This window comes from Entomohabitans teleogrylli (genome assembly GCF_001484765.1).
Taxonomy (GTDB): Bacteria; Pseudomonadota; Gammaproteobacteria; order Enterobacterales; family Enterobacteriaceae; genus Entomohabitans; species Entomohabitans teleogrylli.
On record NZ_LLXO01000007.1, the window covers coordinates 279,211 to 296,044 of the forward strand.

A 16,834-nucleotide genomic window follows, 5' to 3' on the forward strand; every position below is an offset into this window, starting at 1 on the left:
CTGTACCGGCGATTACCTGCCGGCGCGGCGGGGGAATCCGCGGCGTAAAAAGGTAGAGTGCGGTGTTCGTCGTCGCCACAATTCATCATCCCAATCGTTGACTGTTCCAGGAAAGAAACATGGCTACCAATGCAAAACCTGTCTATAAACGCATTCTGCTCAAACTGAGCGGCGAGGCACTGCAAGGCGCGGAGGGCTTCGGTATTGATGCGAGCATACTGGATCGTATGGCTCAGGAAATTAAAGAACTGGTTGAACTGGGCATTCAGGTCGGGGTGGTTATTGGCGGCGGTAACCTGTTCCGCGGCGCGGGTCTGGCGCAGGCGGGCATGAACCGCGTAGTCGGCGACCATATGGGGATGCTGGCGACGGTGATGAACGGCCTGGCGATGCGTGACGCGTTGCACCGAGCCTATGTTAATGCGCGCCTGATGTCCGCCATCCCTCTGAACGGCGTGTGCGATAACTACAGCTGGGCTGAGGCTATCAGCCTGCTGCGCAATAACCGCGTGGTGATCCTCTCCGCGGGGACCGGCAACCCGTTCTTTACCACCGATTCCGCAGCCTGCCTGCGCGGTATTGAGATCGAGGCCGACGTGGTGTTGAAAGCCACCAAAGTAGACGGTGTTTATTCCGCCGATCCGATGAAGGATCCGGCCGCGACGCTGTATGAACAGCTGACCTACCAGGATGTGCTTGAAAAAGAGCTCAAGGTGATGGATCTGGCCGCTTTTACGTTGGCCCGCGACCATAAATTGCCGATTCGCGTATTCAATATGAATAAGCCGGGCGCGCTGCGTCGGGTCGTGATGGGCGAAAAAGAAGGTACTTTGATCACGGAATAATTTTCCTGGGCCGTGAATCAGGGTAAGATTCTGCTTTAAACCGTTTCTGTGACCAGGCAGCCATCGTGGGTGCCAGAAGATAAACGGGCTATACTTTACCCGGCCGGACAAGCGATGTCGGGTTCATTCATTGCGTTCAGGGCCTCGGCGCTCAGAGCGCAATGCAACACGGTGTGGTCTGCCTGATAACCTGTTTTCAAGGATTCGTAACGTGATTAGCGATATCAGAAAAGATGCCGAAGTGCGTATGGAAAAGTGCGTAGAGGCTTTTAAAAATCAAATCAGCAAAGTACGCACCGGGCGCGCTTCTCCCAGCCTGCTGGACGGTATTGTGGTGGAATACTACGGTACTCCGACGCCGCTGCGTCAGTTGGCTAACGTGACGGTAGAAGACACCCGTACGCTGAAAATCAACGTCTTCGATCGTTCTCTTGGTCCGGCGGTCGAAAAAGCGATCATGGCTTCCGATCTCGGCCTCAACCCCAGCTCCGCGGGTACCGATATTCGCGTTCCGCTGCCGCCGCTGACGGAAGAGCGCCGTAAAGATCTGATCAAAGTCGTGCGCGGCGAAGCCGAGCAGGCGCGCGTGGCGGTACGTAACGTACGTCGTGACGCTAATGATAAAGTCAAAGCGCTGCTCAAAGATAAAGAGATCAGCGAAGACGACGATCGCCGTTCTCAGGACGATATTCAGAAGGTGACCGATGCCGCCATCAAGAAAGTGGATGCGGCGCTGGCAGATAAAGAAGCGGAACTGATGCAGTTCTGATCCTTCTGGCTTAATTATCATCTGAACGCCGTACAGGAAAGCAGTTAAGTGCTTTTTCTGGCGGCGTTTTTGCTTTCAGCCGCTGGACATTCTGGCTCCACGGCGGACTGACCTTTTCAGAGTACCTCATGAAGCAATTAACCATTCTTGGCTCGACGGGTTCTATTGGCTGCAGCACGCTGGATGTGGTGCGTCGTAATCCCGAGCACTTTGCTATTACCGCGCTGGTCGCCGGGAAAAATGTCCCCCGTATGGCGCAACAGTGCCTTGAGTTCAGGCCGCGCTATGCGGTGATGGATGATGAAGCCTGCGCCCGGGAGCTGAGAGTGGCGTTGCAGGAAGCGCAATGCGCTACCGAGGTGCTGGCGGGCCAGCAGGCGGCCTGCGACATGGCGGCGCTGGACGACGTAGACCAGGTGATGGCGGCGATTGTCGGCGCCGCTGGTTTACTTCCCACTCTGGCGGGGATTCGCGCCGGGAAAGAGATTTTACTGGCTAATAAAGAGTCTCTGGTGACTTGCGGCCGGCTGTTTATGGAGGCGGTTCAGCGCCACGGCGCGCGCCTGCTGCCTATCGACAGTGAACATAATGCAATTTTTCAGAGTTTGCCGGACTCGGTACAACAAAACCTGGGATACGCTTCTCTGGAAGAGAATGGTATTTCAGCCATTATTCTTACTGGTTCGGGAGGCCCCTTCCGTGAAACGCCGCTGGCGGAACTGGCGACAGTGACGCCGGATCAGGCATGTCGCCATCCAAACTGGTCAATGGGGCGCAAGATTTCCGTCGATTCGGCGACGATGATGAATAAAGGGCTGGAATATATTGAGGCCCGCTGGCTGTTTAACGCTTCCGCCAGGCAAATGGAGGTGTTGCTGCACCCGCAGTCAGTGATTCACTCGATGGTACGCTATACCGACGGTAGCGTCATGGCGCAACTGGGAGCGCCGGATATGAGAACGCCGATCGCCCATGCGATGGCATGGCCGGCGCGTATTACCTCAGGTGTGCCGGCGCTGGATTTTTGTACCCTGGGTACGCTGAGCTTTGCCAGGCCGGATCTGCAGCGTTATCCCTGCCTGGGACTGGCGATTCAGGCCTCGCTGAGCGGCCAGGCGGCGACGACTGCGCTGAACGCCGCCAATGAAGTGGCGGTAGCGGCATTTTTGGACGGTATGATTCGTTTTACTGATATTGCTGTAGTGAATGAAACGACGCTCAGCAAACTGCCTTTGACTGAACCGGTTTCGGTGGACGATGTGCTGGAGATTGACGCGCGTGCGCGCGCAATGGCGATAGTGTTGGCTAAAAGTGTCTGATTGTTTCCTGGGGCCGTTTCTCGCTATTTGTGAGCCCAGGGCTTCGGTGATATAGTCTGCGCCACCTGAATGATGCAACTTGTGTCTTTCGGTGGTTAAGCCGTGGCCAACACGGCTTTTTTACGTAAAGGCTTTAGTTATCGTTTGTCCTTTTTTGGGGAAAAAACGCGTTATGTTGTCAGCTAACCCGCCAGCAGGCGAGAATTCATCCGCACATGGTGCGCGCCACGTCGCCATCATCATGGACGGGAATGGCCGTTGGGCGAAACGACAGGGAAAAATGAGAGTTTTTGGCCATAAAGCCGGGGCCAAAGCTGTACGTCGTGTGGTCAGCTATGCGGCAAACCACGGTATTGAAGCATTAACGCTTTATGCCTTCAGTAGTGAAAACTGGAATCGTCCGGCCCAGGAAGTGAGCGCGCTGATGGAACTTTTCGTCTGGGCGCTGGATAGCGAAGTAAAAAGTCTTCATCGTCATAACGTCAGGTTGCGTATAATTGGCGATACGTCCCGATTTAATGCGCGCCTGCAGGAACGAATTCATAAGGCCGAGACGCTGACCGGTAATAATACCGGGTTAACGCTGAACATTGCGGCTAATTACGGCGGCCGGTGGGATATCATTCAGGGCGTCAAACGCCTGGCGACGCAAGTACAGGAAGGTCTGCTGCGCCCCGACCAGATTACCGAGGAGGATCTCAGCAATCTGGTGTGTATGAATGAGCTGGCGCCGGTGGATTTAGTAATTAGGACAGGAGGGGAGCACCGTATCAGTAATTTCCTGCTCTGGCAGATTGCTTATGCCGAGTTGTGGTTTACCGATGTGCTCTGGCCTGATTTCGATGAACAACACTTTGAAGAGGCGTTGAATGCCTTTGCAACACGCGAGCGCCGTTTTGGCGGCACAACTCCCGGCAGCGAACCGGTCTGACGGGGGGTGCCCTTGCTGAAGTATCGCCTGATTTCTGCATTCATATTAATACCTGTCGTTATTGCGGCGCTTTTCTGGCTCCCCCCGGTAGGTTTCGCCATCGCGACCCTGGTGGTTTGTATGCTGGCCGCCTGGGAATGGGGCCAACTGAGCGGGTTTACCTCCCGTACTCAGCGGGTGTGGTTGGCCGTCTTATGCGGTCTGCTGTTGGCCGCGATGATGCTGGCTATTCCTGAATATCACCACAGTGTTCATCTGCCAATGGTCGCCGGCGCTTTATGGATAGCGCTGGGCTGGTGGCTGGTAGCATTACTGCTGGTGCTGACCTACCCGGCCAGTGCGAGCGCCTGGCGACATTCAAAAGTGCTGCGCTTGATTTTCGGTATTTGTACCATCGTCCCTTTCTTCTGGGGGATGGTGGTGCTGCGCAGCTGGCATTATGATGCTAACCACTATATCGGCGCCCAGTGGTTGCTCTATATTATGGTGCTGGTGTGGGGCGCTGATTCCGGCGCTTACATTTTCGGAAAAATGTTCGGCAAGCATAAGCTGGCGCCGAAGGTTTCCCCGGGTAAGACCTGGCAGGGGTTCTTCGGCGGTCTGGCGACTTCGGCGGTCATCTCCTGGGCATTTGGCGCGCTGGCTAATTTGAATGTCGCGGTGGGCGTATTATTGGTTTGTTCTCTGGTCGCCGCGCTGGCGTCAGTGCTTGGCGATCTCACCGAGAGTATGTTTAAGCGCGAAGCCGGGATTAAAGACAGCGGTCATCTGATCCCCGGGCATGGCGGTATTTTGGATCGCATTGACAGTCTGACGGCAGCCGTTCCGGTGTTCGTCTGCCTGCTGTTGTTAGTATTTGGTACCCTTTAACGGAAGGTATTATGCTGAGCGTACTCTGGAGTCTGGCGGCGTTTATAGTTGCACTGGGGGTGTTAATCACCGTGCACGAGTTCGGCCATTTCTGGGTTGCCCGGCGCTGTGGTATTTATGTTGAGCGTTTTTCTATTGGTTTTGGCAAGGCGCTCTGGCGGCGTACCGATCGTCACGGTACTGAATTTGTTATCGCCCTGATACCGCTGGGCGGCTATGTCAAAATGCTCGACGAGCGCGTGGCGCCGGTCGCTCCGGAGATGCGCCGCCATGCTTTCAATACTAAAACCGTCTCTCAGCGCGCCGCGGTTATCGCTGCCGGCCCGATCGCGAATTTTATCTTTGCTATTTTTGCCTACTGGCTGGTGTTTATCATCGGCATCCCTACTGTGCGTCCGGTTATTGGTGAAATAACGCCCGATTCGGTGGCCGCTCAGGCACAAATTGAGCCAGGAACGGAACTAAAAGCCGTAGATGGTATCGAAACGCCAGACTGGGATGCGGTTCGACTGGCGCTGGTGGCCCGGATTGGCGACCCCAGTACCACGCTGACGCTGGCGCCGTTTGGCGAAAATCGCGAAACGGTGAAGACATTGGATCTGCGCGGCTGGCAGTTCGAGCCGGATAAACAGGATCCGATCATTGCGCTGGGCTTGCGCCCGGTGGCGCCGAAGATTGAACCGGTGTTGGCTGAGATCCAAAAAGACTCCGCCGCCAGTAAGGCCGGTTTGCAACCAGGCGACAGGATCGTTAAAGTCAATGGTCAGTCGCTGGAGCAGTGGGGAACGTTTGTTAACCTGGTGCGCGACAATCCGGGTAATGCGTTGTCCGTTGATATTGAAAGACAGGGAGAACCCTTGTCTTTGACGCTGATACCGGATACAAAACCGGGTAAAGCGAAAGCGGAAGGGTTTGCCGGGGTAGTGCCGAAGGTTATCCCGCTGCCTGATGAATACAGAACAATACGCCAGTATGGGCCTTTTACCGCCATTGCGCAGGCCACGGAGAAGACGTGGCAGTTGATGGCGCTGACAGTGCGCATGCTGGGGAAATTGATAACCGGTGACGTCAAGCTGAATAACCTCAGCGGGCCTATCTCCATTGCCCAGGGGGCAGGAATGTCAGCGGAATACGGGTTGGTGTACTACCTTATGTTTCTGGCGCTAATCAGCGTCAATCTGGGGATCATCAATCTGTTTCCTCTCCCGGTACTGGACGGGGGGCATTTGCTCTTTCTGGCGATTGAGAAGCTGAAGGGCGGGCCGGTTTCCGAGCGGGTTCAAGACTTTAGTTACCGCATTGGCGCAATGTTGCTGGTGCTGTTAATGGGGCTTGCACTTTTCAATGATTTCTCTCGGCTTTAGCGAGAGTCAGGTTAGGAAGAACGCATAACAACGATGGCGATGAAAAAGTTGCTCATAGCGTCGCTGCTGTTCAGCAGCGCCACCGTATACGGTGCAGACGGGTTCGTAGTGAAGGACATTCATTTCGAAGGCCTGCAGCGAGTCGCCGTTGGTGCGGCCCTTCTCAGTATGCCTGTACGCCCCGGCGATACAGTCACTGATGAAGATATCAGTAATACCATTCGCGCCCTGTTCGCGACCGGGAACTTCGAGGACGTACGCGTCCTGCGCGATGGCGATACGCTGTTGGTGCAGGTTAAAGAGCGTCCAACGATCGCGAGCATTACTTTCTCCGGCAACAAGGCGGTGAAAGACGACATGCTGAAGCAGAACCTTGAAGCTTCCGGCGTGCGGGTTGGCGAATCCCTTGACCGTACTACGCTCTCGGATATTGAGAAGGGGCTGGAAGATTTCTACTACAGCGTCGGTAAATACAGCGCCAGCGTGAAGGCGGTCGTAACGCCGCTGCCGCGTAACCGTGTGGACCTGAAACTGGTGTTCCAGGAAGGGGTCTCCGCGAAAATTCAGCAAATCAATATAGTCGGCAACCACGCTTTCAGTACCGAAGAGCTGATTTCCCACTTCCAGTTGCGCGATGAAGTGCCGTGGTGGAACGTGGTGGGCGATCGTAAATACCAGAAGCAGAAACTGGCCGGCGATCTGGAAACGCTGCGTAGCTACTATCTCGATCGCGGTTATGCGCGTTTTAATATCGATTCGACCCAGGTGAGCCTGACGCCTGATAAAAAAGGTATCTATATCACCATCAACGTGACGGAAGGCGATCAGTACAAGCTGGCGAGCGTGGTGGTGAACGGTAATCTGGCGGGGCATTCCGCTGAGATCGAAAGCCTGACCAAAATCGAACCCGGTGAGCTGTACAACGGCACCAAAGTGACCAAAATGGAAGACGAAATTAAAAAGCTTCTCGGTCGCTATGGTTACGCCTATCCGCGGGTACAGACTCAGCCAGAAATTAACGATGCTGATAAGACCGTTAAACTCCACGTTAACGTAGACGCGGGGAACCGCTACTACGTGCGTAAAATTCGCTTTGAAGGCAACGACACCAGTAAAGATTCCGTTCTGCGCCGCGAAATGCGCCAGATGGAAGGAGCGTGGTTGGGTAGCGATCTGGTCGATCAGGGCAAAGAACGTCTGAACCGTCTGGGTTATTTTGATACCGTGGATGTGGACACCCAGCGTGTGTCCGGCAGTCCGGACCAGGTGGATGTAGTATACCGCGTGAAAGAGCGTAACACCGGTAGCTTCAACTTTGGTGTCGGCTACGGTACTGAAAGCGGCGTAAGCTTCCAGGTTGGCGTTCAGCAGGATAACTGGCTGGGTACTGGTTACTCGGTCGGGATCAGCGGTACCAAGAACGACTACCAGACCTATACCGAATTGTCGGTCACTAACCCGTACTTTACGGTAGATGGCGTCAGCCTCGGCGGTCGTATCTTCTACAACGACTTTAAAGCCGATGATGCGGATCTGTCCGACTATACCAACAAGAGTTATGGTGTAGATGGCACGCTGGGCTTCCCGATCAATGAATACAACACGCTGCGCGCGGGTCTGGGCTATGTCCATAATGACCTGTCCAACATGCAGCCGCAGATCGCCATGTGGCGTTATCTGGATTCAATGGGGCAGAGTGCCAACCAGGGATCGGATAACAACGATTTCTCCGCTGACGATTTCACCTTTAACTACGGCTGGACCTACAATAATCTGGACCGCGGTTTCTTCCCGACCCAGGGTTCGCGGGTTAACCTGAACGGTAAAATCACGATTCCGGGCTCGGATAACGAGTTCTATAAAATGACGCTGGATACCGCCACCTATGTTCCGATCAACGAAGATCGCACCTGGGTGGTGTTGGGTCGTACTCGTTGGGGCTACGGCGATGGTCTGGGCGGCAAAGAACTGCCGTTCTATGAGAACTTCTACGCCGGTGGTTCCAGCACGGTACGCGGCTTCCAGTCCAATAACATTGGTCCGAAAGCCGCCTATTATGGTGGTTCCGGTCTGGATAACTGCGATACCACCAATACTGGCACTATTTGTAAATCCAACGATGCCGTTGGGGGGAACGCTATGGGCGTCGCCAGTCTTGAGTTGATTACGCCGACGCCGTTCCTCAGCGACAAGTATGCTAACTCTGTGCGTACTTCGCTGTTTGTCGATGCCGGTACTGTCTGGGATACTAACTGGGAAAATACCGCCGCCACGCGCGCCGCGGGTATTCCTGACTATGGCGATCCGAGCAATATCCGCATGTCTGCAGGTCTTGCGCTGCAGTGGATGTCTCCGTTAGGGCCGCTGGTATTCTCTTATGCCCAGCCGTTTAAGAAATACGATGGAGACAAATCAGAGCAGTTCCAGTTTAACATTGGTAAAACCTGGTAATTGCGCTGAGCAAAGGAATGCATAAGCTGTGTCGCGATGACTTCTGGCGGGGGAGACTCCGCCCGGGCCACGCAAAGAACAGTACCTTCGGGTACATATGGGATGGTAAGGAGTTTATTGTGAAAAAGTGGTTGATCGCCGCAGGGCTCGGTTTAGTATTAGCGACCTCTGCACAAGCTGCGGATAAAATTGCCGTGGTTAACATGGGTAATCTGTTTCAACAGGTAGCTCAAAACACCGGTGTATCCAGAAATCTGGAAAACGAGTTTAAAAGCCGCGCCAGTGAACTGCAGGGTATGGAAACATCTTTGCAAAACAAAATGCAGCGTCTGCAGCGCGATGGCTCTACCATGAAAGCCAGCGACCGCACCAAGCTGGAGAAAGATGTTATGGCGGAGCGCCAGCAGTTCTCCACCAAGGCGCAGGCATTCGAACAGGATCGCGCCCGTCGTTCAAACGAAGAGCGTGGCAAGCTGGTGACCCGTATTCAGACTGCAGTGAAAAAAGTGGCTGACGATAAGGGTTACGACGTTGTGCTGGATGCCGGCACCGTGGTTTACTCCGGCAGCAGCATCAAAGATATCACCGCTGATGTCCTGAAACAGGTTAAATAAGTAATGCCTTCAATTCGACTGGCTGAGCTGGCCCGGCAGTTGGATGCGCAATTACACGGTGATGGCGATATCGCCATCACTGGTGTGGCATCCATGCAGAGTGCAGGCGCAGGCCAAATTACCTTCATGGTGAACCCTCGCTATCGTGAGCAACTGGCAGAATGCCAGGCTTCCGCGGTGGTGATGACGCAGGATGACCTGCCGTACGCCAGAGGCGCCGCGCTGGTCGTGAAGAACCCCTATCTGACTTACGCGCGGATGGCCCAGATTCTGGATACCACTCCGCAGCCCGCGCAGAATATTGCCGCCAGCGCGGTTATCGATCCCAGCGCAAAACTTGGCAACAATGTCTCTGTCGGCGCTAACGCGGTGATTGAGTCTGATGTAGAGCTGGGGGATAACGTGGCGATCGGCGCCGGTTGTTTTATCGGCAAACGCACGCGTCTGGGGGCGGGAACCCGCCTGTGGGCCAACGTCACGGTATACCATGATATTCAGATTGGCGAACACTGCCTGATTCAGTCCGGCACGGTGATCGGCGCGGACGGTTTCGGCTATGCCAACGATCGCGGCAACTGGGTGAAGATCCCGCAATTGGGTCGCGTTATTATTGGCGATCGCGTGGAGATCGGCGCCTGTACCACTATCGACCGCGGCGCACTGGATGATACGCTGATCGGTAATGGCGTGATTATTGATAATCAGTGCCAGATTGCGCACAACGTCGTGATTGGAGACAATACGGCGGTTGCCGGTGGCGTCATCATGGCGGGTAGCCTTAAAATTGGCCGCTATTGTATGATTGGCGGCGCCAGCGTTATCAACGGTCACATGGAAATCTGCGATAAAGTTACCGTAACCGGCATGGGGATGGTGATGCGTCCAATAACGGAACCGGGGATTTACTCTTCCGGCATTCCGCTGCAGCCGAATAAAGTCTGGCGTAAAACGGCGGCGTTGGTGATGAATATCGATGAGATGAGCAAGCGCCTCAAGGCTGTTGAGCGTAAGCTCAATCAACAGGATTAACTCACCCGTCAGCGTCTGACGACAGAGATCAGATTTGCGGCCTGCCAGCGATCTTCGGATCGCCGCAGGCCGTGTTATTATTGTCACTCAGTATATTTTTAGACAGGAAGAGTATTTTGACTACTGACACTCATACTCTGCACATTGAAGAGATTCTTGAACTGCTACCGCACCGTTATCCGTTTTTGCTGGTAGATCGCGTGCTGGACTTTGAAGAAGGTCGTTTTCTGCGCGCCGTGAAAAATGTTTCTGTGAACGAGCCTTTTTTCCAGGGACATTTCCCAGGTAAACCGATCCTGCCCGGCGTGCTGATCCTGGAAGCCATGGCGCAGGCCACGGGTATCCTGGCATTTAAAAGCGTCGGCAAGCTGGAGCCGGGCGAGCTGTATTACTTCGCAGGTATTGATGAAGCGCGCTTTAAGCGTCCGGTAGTGCCTGGCGATCAAATGATCATGGAAGTTACTTTTGAGAAAACCCGCCGTGGACTGACGCGCTTTAAAGGCGTCGCGACGGTAGATGGTAAAATTGTCTGTGAAGCAACGATGATGTGTGCCCGTAGCCGGGAGGCCTGATACGTGATTGATTCATCCGCCTTTATTCATCCTACGGCCATTGTGGAGCAGGGCGCCGTTATTGGCGCTAATGCCCATATTGGCCCGTTCTGTCTTGTGGGTCCTGATGTGGAAATCGGCGCCGGAACAACGCTGAAGTCCCATGTCGTGGTGAATGGCCATACCAAAATTGGCTGTGATAATGAGATCTATCAGTTCGCTTCCATCGGCGAAGTGAACCAGGATCTTAAATATGCTGGCGAACCGACCCGCGTGGAAATCGGCGATCGCAACCGCATTCGCGAAAGCGTAACTATCCACCGCGGTACCGCGCAAGGCGGGGGATTGACGAAGGTGGGCAGCGATAACCTGTTGATGATCAACGCCCATGTGGCGCACGATTGTACGATAGGCAACCGCTGTATTCTTGCCAATAATGCGACGCTGGCAGGACACGTATCCATTGATGATTATGCTATCATCGGCGGCATGACGGCGATTCACCAGTTCTGCATTATCGGTGCCCACGTCATGGTCGGCGGTTGTTCCGGCGTTGCCCAGGACGTGCCGCCGTATGTTATTGCCCAGGGCAACCACGCCACGCCGTTTGGCATCAATATCGAAGGGCTGAAACGCCGCGGTTTCTCTAAAGAGGCCCAGCATGCGATTCGCAATGCCTATAAGCAGCTGTACCGCAGTGGTAAAACGCTGGATGAAGCGAAACCGGAAATTATCACTCTGGCGCAGCAGCATCCGGAAGTGCAGGCGTTTGTCGATTTCTTTGCCCGCTCTACGCGCGGTTTGATCCGTTGATGAAAGCGGGTCGTCCACTAACGATTGCCCTGGTCGCCGGAGAAACCTCCGGCGATATTCTTGGCGCTGGTCTGATTCGCGCGCTGAAAGCCCGGGTGCCGGACGCCCGTTTTGTCGGTGTGGCGGGTCCGCGTATGCAGGCCGAAGGCTGCGAAGCCTGGTATGAGATGGAAGAGCTGGCGGTGATGGGCATCGTTGAAGTGCTGGGACGCCTGCGCCGCCTGCTGCATATCAGAGCCGATTTAACCCGCCGTTTTAGCGCCCTGCAGCCCGATGTTTTCGTCGGCATTGATGCCCCGGATTTCAATATCACCCTCGAAGGGAACCTGAAGAAACAGGGAATCAAAACCATTCACTACGTCAGCCCATCGGTCTGGGCATGGCGTCAGAAACGCGTTTTCAAAATAGGCAGAGCAACCGATTTGGTACTGGCCTTTCTGCCTTTCGAAAAAGCGTTTTACGATAAATTTAACGTACCATGTCGGTTTATCGGTCATACCATGGCCGATGCAATGCCGCTGGACCCGGATAAAAACGCTGCCCGGGATGTGCTGGGAATTGCTCACGACGCCCGCTGTCTGGCGTTGTTGCCCGGTAGCCGCAGCGCCGAAGTGGAAATGCTCAGCGCCGATTTTCTGAAAACGGCGCAACTGCTAAAAGCGCGCTGGCCGGCGCTGGAAGTGGTAGTGCCGCTGGTCAACGCCCGGCGTCGCGAACAATTTGAACATATTAAGGCCCAGGCGGCGCCGGATCTCGACGTGCGCCTGCTGGATGGTCATGCCCGGGAGGCGATGATCGCCAGCGATGCTGCGCTGCTGGCCTCCGGTACCGCGGCGCTGGAGTGTATGCTGGCGAAATGCCCAATGGTGGTCGGCTATCGGATGAAGCCGTTCACTTTCTGGCTGGCGAAGCGGCTGGTAAAGACCGAATATGTATCATTACCCAACCTGCTGGCGGGTCGGGAACTGGTGAAAGAGCTGTTGCAGGATGAGTGCCAGCCCCAGGCGCTGGCCGATGCCCTGGCTCCGCTGCTTGAAGGCGGGTCTACCAGCCACCAGATGCACGATACCTTTCGCCACCTGCATCAGCAGATTCGCTGTAATGCCGATGAACAGGCGGCGGACGCCGTACTGGAGTTAGCCCAATGAACGAATTTATCTATCCACATACCCAACTGGTGGCTGGTGTGGATGAGGTTGGCAGAGGACCGCTGGTCGGCGCGGTAGTGACGGCGGCCGTGATCCTCGATCCAGCCCGGCCTGTTCCCGGGCTTGCCGATTCGAAAAAACTCTCGGAAAAGCGCCGCCTGGCGCTGTGTGAATTGATCAAGGAGCGTGCGCTGGCCTGGAGCCTGGGGCGGGCGGAACCCCATGAAATCGATAGCCTGAATATCCTGCATGCCACCATGCTGGCGATGCAGCGCGCGGTGGCTGGTTTGTCGATAGTCCCTGAATATGTCCTGATCGACGGCAATCGTTGCCCGTCGTTGCCGATGCCTTCTATGGCGGTGGTGAAAGGGGATAGCCGGGTGGCGGAGATTAGCGCCGCGTCGATTCTGGCCAAAGTTTGCCGCGATGCGGAAATGGCGGCGCTGGATATTGATTTTCCACAATATGGTTTTGCCCAACATAAGGGCTACCCCACCGCTTTTCATCTTGAAAAGCTGGCAGAGCACGGCGCGACGGAACATCATCGCCGCAGCTTCGCGCCTGTCAAACACGCTCTGGGACTGGCATCCTGAATTGCTGATAACGCGGCAGAGTTAACCGGAAGAAGAGATGGCTGAACCACGTTTCATACACCTGCGGGTGCACAGTGACTTTTCCATGATTGACGGGCTGGCCAAAATCGGCCCGCTGGTGAAAAAAGCGGCGGCGCTCGGTATGCCGGCGCTGGCGATCACGGATTTCACTAACCTGTGCGGTCTGGTGAAGTTCTACGGCGGCGCCCACGGTGCTGGTATGAAGCCGATTGTCGGCGCCGATTTTAATATCGCCAGCGAAGGGTTGGGCGATGAACTGACCCACATCACCGTGCTGGCGATGAACAACGTCGGCTACCAGAATCTAACCTTATTGATCTCTCACGCCTATCAGCGCGGCTATGGTGCTTCCGGCCCATGGATCGATCGCGCCTGGCTGGCGGAACTGAGCGAAGGATTAATTGTCCTTTCCGGTGCGCGTATGGGAGAGATCGGTAAAGCGCTGCTGCGCGGTAATATGGCGCTGGTGGATCAAACGCTGGCGTTTTATCAGCAGTATTTTGCCGACCGTTTTTACCTGGAATTGATCCGCACCGGTCGGCCTGACGAAGAGAGCTATCTGCATGCGGCGATCCAGTTGGCCGAAGAGCGCAGTCTGCCGGTGGTCGCCACCAACGATGTGCGCTTTCTTGAGGCCAGCGACTTCGACGCCCATGAGATTCGCGTCGCCATTCACGACGGTTTCACTCTCGACGATCCCAAACGGCCGCGTAATTACTCTTCCCAACAATATATGCGCAGCGAAGAGGAAATGTGTGAGCTGTTCTCGGATATTCCGGAGGCGCTGGAGAACAGCGTGGAGATCGCCAAACGCTGTAATGTGACGGTACGCCTCGGGGAATACTTCCTGCCGCAGTTCCCGACCGGGGAGATGACCACGGAAGACTTCCTGATTAAAAAATCACGCGAAGGCCTTGAGGAGCGTCTGGCGTTCCTGTTCCCCGATCCAGAAATTCGCGCCCAGCGGCGCCCTGAATATGATGAGCGTCTGGAAGTGGAACTCCAGGTTATCAACCAGATGGGCTTCCCGGGCTACTTCCTGATCGTAATGGAGTTTATTCAGTGGTCGAAAGACAACGGCGTGCCGGTCGGCCCGGGGCGAGGCTCCGGCGCCGGTTCGCTGGTGGCTTATGCGCTGAAAATTACCGATCTCGACCCGCTGGAATTTGACCTGCTGTTCGAACGTTTTCTGAATCCGGAACGTGTTTCAATGCCCGACTTCGACGTCGACTTCTGTATGGAGAAGCGCGATCAGGTGATTGATCACGTGGCGGACATGTACGGTCGCGATGCGGTATCGCAGATTATTACCTTTGGTACCATGGCGGCGAAGGCGGTAATCCGCGATGTTGGCCGCGTACTGGGCCATCCTTACGGGTTTGTTGACCGCATCTCCAAGCTGGTGCCGCCCGATCCGGGCATGACGCTGGCGAAGGCCTTTGAGGCGGAGCCGCAACTGCCGGAAATTTACGAGGCCGATGAGGAAGTAAAAGCCCTTATCGATATGGCCCGTAAACTGGAAGGGGTGACCCGTAACGCCGGTAAGCACGCCGGTGGGGTGGTGATCGCCCCCACCAAAATTACCGATTTTGCGCCGCTGTACTGTGATGAAGCCGGCCAGCATCCGGTAACCCAGTTCGACAAAAACGATGTGGAATACGCCGGTCTGGTGAAGTTTGACTTCCTCGGTCTGCGAACTCTTACCATCATTAACTGGGCGCTGGAGATGATCAACGCCCGGCGCGAGAAGAACGGTGAAGCGCCGCTGGATATTGCCGCTATCCCGCTGGATGACAAGAAAAGCTTCGACATGCTGCAACGGGCGGAAACCACCGCGGTATTCCAGCTTGAATCCCGCGGCATGAAGGATCTGATCAAACGTCTGCAGCCGGACTGCTTCGAAGACATGATCGCACTGGTGGCGCTGTTCCGCCCGGGTCCGCTGCAATCGGGGATGGTGGATAACTTTATTGACCGTAAACATGGTCGCGAAGAGATCTCCTATCCGGATATTCAGTGGCAGCACGAGAGCCTGAAGCCAGTGCTGGAGCCTACCTATGGCATTATCCTGTATCAGGAACAGGTGATGCAGATTGCCCAGGTACTGTCTGGCTATACCCTTGGCGGCGCGGATATGCTGCGTCGCGCCATGGGTAAGAAAAAGCCGGAAGAGATGGCCAAGCAGCGCGGTACCTTTGAGGAAGGAGCAAAGAACAACGGCGTTGACGGCGAACTGGCGATGAAAATCTTTGACCTGGTGGAGAAATTCGCTGGCTATGGATTTAACAAATCGCACTCTGCCGCCTATGCGCTGGTCTCTTACCAGACCCTGTGGCTCAAGGCGCACTATCCGGCCGAGTTTATGGCCGCGGTAATGACCGCGGATATGGATAATACCGATAAGGTGGTTGGCCTGGTCGACGAATGCTGGCGTATGGGGCTGAAGATCCTGCCGCCGGATATCAACTCCGGGCTTTATCATTTCCACGTTAACGATGACGGCGAGATTGTTTACGGTATCGGCGCCATTAAAGGAGTGGGGGAAGGCCCCATTGAGGCGATTATTGAAGCGCGCAACCAGGGCGGTTATTTCCGCGAGTTGTTTGACCTGTGCGCCCGCACCGATACCAAAAAACTTAATCGCCGGGTGCTGGAAAAGCTGATCATGTCCGGCGCTTTTGACCGCCTGGGGCCACACCGGGCGGCGCTGATGAATTCGCTGGGGGATGCTCTGAAGGCCGCCGATCAGCACGCGAAAGCGGAAGCCATCGGCCAGGCGGATATGTTCGGCGTGCTGGCGGAAGAGCCGGAGCAGATTGAGCAATCTTACGCCAGCTGCATTCCATGGCCGGAACAGGTGGTACTGGATGGTGAGCGCGAAACCCTCGGCCTGTACCTGACCGGCCACCCGATCAATCAGTATCTGAAAGAGATTGAGCGTTATGTCGGGGGAATGCGCCTGAAAGATATGCATCCGACCGATCGCGGTAAGGTGACCACTGCGGCGGGTCTGGTGCTGGCTGCCCGGGTGATGATCACCAAGCGTGGCAACCGTATCGGCATCTGTACCCTGGATGACCGTTCCGGGCGTCTGGAAGTGATGTTATTCACAGATGCTCTGGAAAAATACCAGCAATTGCTGGAAAAAGACCGTATTCTGATCGTCAGCGGACAGGTCAGCTTTGATGACTTCAGCGGTGGGCTTAAAATGACCGCCCGTGAAGTCATGGACATTGACGAAGCCCGCGAAAAATATGCGCGCGGGCTTGCTATCTCGCTGATGGACAGGCAAATTGATGACCAGCTATTAAACCGTCTCCGTCAGTCTCTGGAACCCCATCGCTCGGGGACCATTCCAGTACATCTCTATTATCAGAGAGCGGATGCCCGGGCCCGGCTGCGTTTTGGCGCAACATGGCGCGTATCTCCCAGCGATCGTCTATTGAACGATCTTCGTAGTCTGGTTGGTTCGGAACAGGTAGAACTGGAGTTTGAGTGATGCTCGCGCATCGGTGT

At 55.3% G+C, this 16,834-nt stretch carries 14 protein-coding genes; all 14 read left to right on the forward strand.

What is annotated here, in order from left to right:
* Positions 1-119 precede the first annotated feature (119 nt).
* On the forward strand, positions 120-845 hold the full coding sequence (pyrH, locus tag AQ981_RS13925; RefSeq protein WP_058912338.1) for a UMP kinase: 726 nt from the start codon (positions 120-122) through the stop codon (positions 843-845).
* Positions 846-1,056: 211 nt separating this feature from the next.
* Positions 1,057-1,614, forward strand: a complete 558-nt coding sequence (frr, locus tag AQ981_RS13930) for a ribosome recycling factor (protein WP_058912339.1) — start codon at positions 1,057-1,059, stop codon at positions 1,612-1,614.
* 128 nt (positions 1,615-1,742) lie between these two features.
* The gene (gene ispC, locus AQ981_RS13935; protein WP_058912340.1) at positions 1,743-2,933 is read left to right on the forward strand and encodes a 1-deoxy-D-xylulose-5-phosphate reductoisomerase; all 1,191 of its coding nucleotides are present in this window, start codon (positions 1,743-1,745) and stop codon (positions 2,931-2,933) included.
* 172 nt (positions 2,934-3,105) lie between these two features.
* Positions 3,106-3,864 (forward strand): (2E,6E)-farnesyl-diphosphate-specific ditrans,polycis-undecaprenyl-diphosphate synthase, encoded by a 759-nt coding sequence (gene ispU, locus AQ981_RS13940; RefSeq protein ID WP_058912341.1) that lies wholly within the window; start codon positions 3,106-3,108, stop codon positions 3,862-3,864.
* Positions 3,865-3,876: 12 nt separating this feature from the next.
* Complete coding sequence (cdsA, locus tag AQ981_RS13945; RefSeq protein ID WP_058912342.1) at positions 3,877-4,734, forward strand: phosphatidate cytidylyltransferase; 858 nt, start codon at positions 3,877-3,879, stop codon at positions 4,732-4,734.
* An 11-nt stretch (positions 4,735-4,745) separates the two neighbouring features.
* Positions 4,746-6,098 (forward strand): sigma E protease regulator RseP, encoded by a 1,353-nt coding sequence (rseP, locus tag AQ981_RS13950; protein ID WP_058912343.1) that lies wholly within the window; start codon positions 4,746-4,748, stop codon positions 6,096-6,098.
* A 33-nt stretch (positions 6,099-6,131) separates the two neighbouring features.
* Positions 6,132-8,549: an outer membrane protein assembly factor BamA gene (gene bamA / locus AQ981_RS13955; protein ID WP_058912344.1), complete on the forward strand. Its 2,418-nt coding sequence runs from the start codon at positions 6,132-6,134 to the stop codon at positions 8,547-8,549.
* 119 nt (positions 8,550-8,668) lie between these two features.
* Positions 8,669-9,163 carry a molecular chaperone Skp gene (skp, locus tag AQ981_RS13960; RefSeq protein ID WP_058912345.1) on the forward strand — a complete coding sequence of 165 codons (495 nt, stop codon included), beginning with the start codon at positions 8,669-8,671 and terminating at the stop codon, positions 9,161-9,163.
* 3 nt (positions 9,164-9,166) lie between these two features.
* On the forward strand, positions 9,167-10,192 hold the full coding sequence (gene lpxD / locus AQ981_RS13965; RefSeq protein WP_058912346.1) for a UDP-3-O-(3-hydroxymyristoyl)glucosamine N-acyltransferase: 1,026 nt from the start codon (positions 9,167-9,169) through the stop codon (positions 10,190-10,192).
* Between the two features lie 116 nt (positions 10,193-10,308).
* Positions 10,309-10,764, forward strand: a complete 456-nt coding sequence (gene fabZ / locus AQ981_RS13970; RefSeq protein WP_058912347.1) for a 3-hydroxyacyl-ACP dehydratase FabZ — start codon at positions 10,309-10,311, stop codon at positions 10,762-10,764.
* A 3-nt stretch (positions 10,765-10,767) separates the two neighbouring features.
* Entirely contained in the window at positions 10,768-11,556 is a 789-nt protein-coding gene (lpxA, locus tag AQ981_RS13975; RefSeq protein WP_058912348.1) for an acyl-ACP--UDP-N-acetylglucosamine O-acyltransferase, read from the forward strand.
* On the forward strand, positions 11,556-12,704 hold the full coding sequence (gene lpxB, locus AQ981_RS13980; RefSeq protein ID WP_058912349.1) for a lipid-A-disaccharide synthase: 1,149 nt from the start codon (positions 11,556-11,558) through the stop codon (positions 12,702-12,704). The genes lpxA and lpxB overlap by 1 nt, the downstream gene beginning before the upstream one ends.
* Positions 12,701-13,297, forward strand: coding sequence for a ribonuclease HII (rnhB, locus tag AQ981_RS13985; RefSeq protein WP_058912350.1), 597 nt, complete (start codon positions 12,701-12,703; stop codon positions 13,295-13,297). The genes lpxB and rnhB overlap by 4 nt, the downstream gene beginning before the upstream one ends.
* 37 nt (positions 13,298-13,334) lie before the next feature.
* The gene (gene dnaE, locus AQ981_RS13990; protein WP_058912351.1) at positions 13,335-16,817 is read left to right on the forward strand and encodes a DNA polymerase III subunit alpha; all 3,483 of its coding nucleotides are present in this window, start codon (positions 13,335-13,337) and stop codon (positions 16,815-16,817) included.
* Positions 16,818-16,834: the final 17 nt, after the last annotated feature.

Bases quoted from the DNA above. Each gene is read 5' to 3' on its own strand.
- pyrH (WP_058912338.1), top strand. From the start codon at position 120: ATGGCTACCAATGCAAAACCTGTCTATAAACGCATTCTGCTCAAACTG.
- lpxB (WP_058912349.1), top strand. From the start codon at position 11,556: ATGAAAGCGGGTCGTCCACTAACGATTGCCCTGGTCGCCGGAGAAACC.
- lpxD (WP_058912346.1), top strand. From the start codon at position 9,167: ATGCCTTCAATTCGACTGGCTGAGCTGGCCCGGCAGTTGGATGCGCAA.
- dnaE (WP_058912351.1), top strand. From the start codon at position 13,335: ATGGCTGAACCACGTTTCATACACCTGCGGGTGCACAGTGACTTTTCC.
- rseP (WP_058912343.1), top strand. From the start codon at position 4,746: ATGCTGAGCGTACTCTGGAGTCTGGCGGCGTTTATAGTTGCACTGGGG.
- ispC (WP_058912340.1), top strand. From the start codon at position 1,743: ATGAAGCAATTAACCATTCTTGGCTCGACGGGTTCTATTGGCTGCAGC.
- bamA (WP_058912344.1), top strand. From the start codon at position 6,132: ATGGCGATGAAAAAGTTGCTCATAGCGTCGCTGCTGTTCAGCAGCGCC.
- rnhB (WP_058912350.1), top strand. From the start codon at position 12,701: ATGAACGAATTTATCTATCCACATACCCAACTGGTGGCTGGTGTGGAT.
- ispU (WP_058912341.1), top strand. From the start codon at position 3,106: ATGTTGTCAGCTAACCCGCCAGCAGGCGAGAATTCATCCGCACATGGT.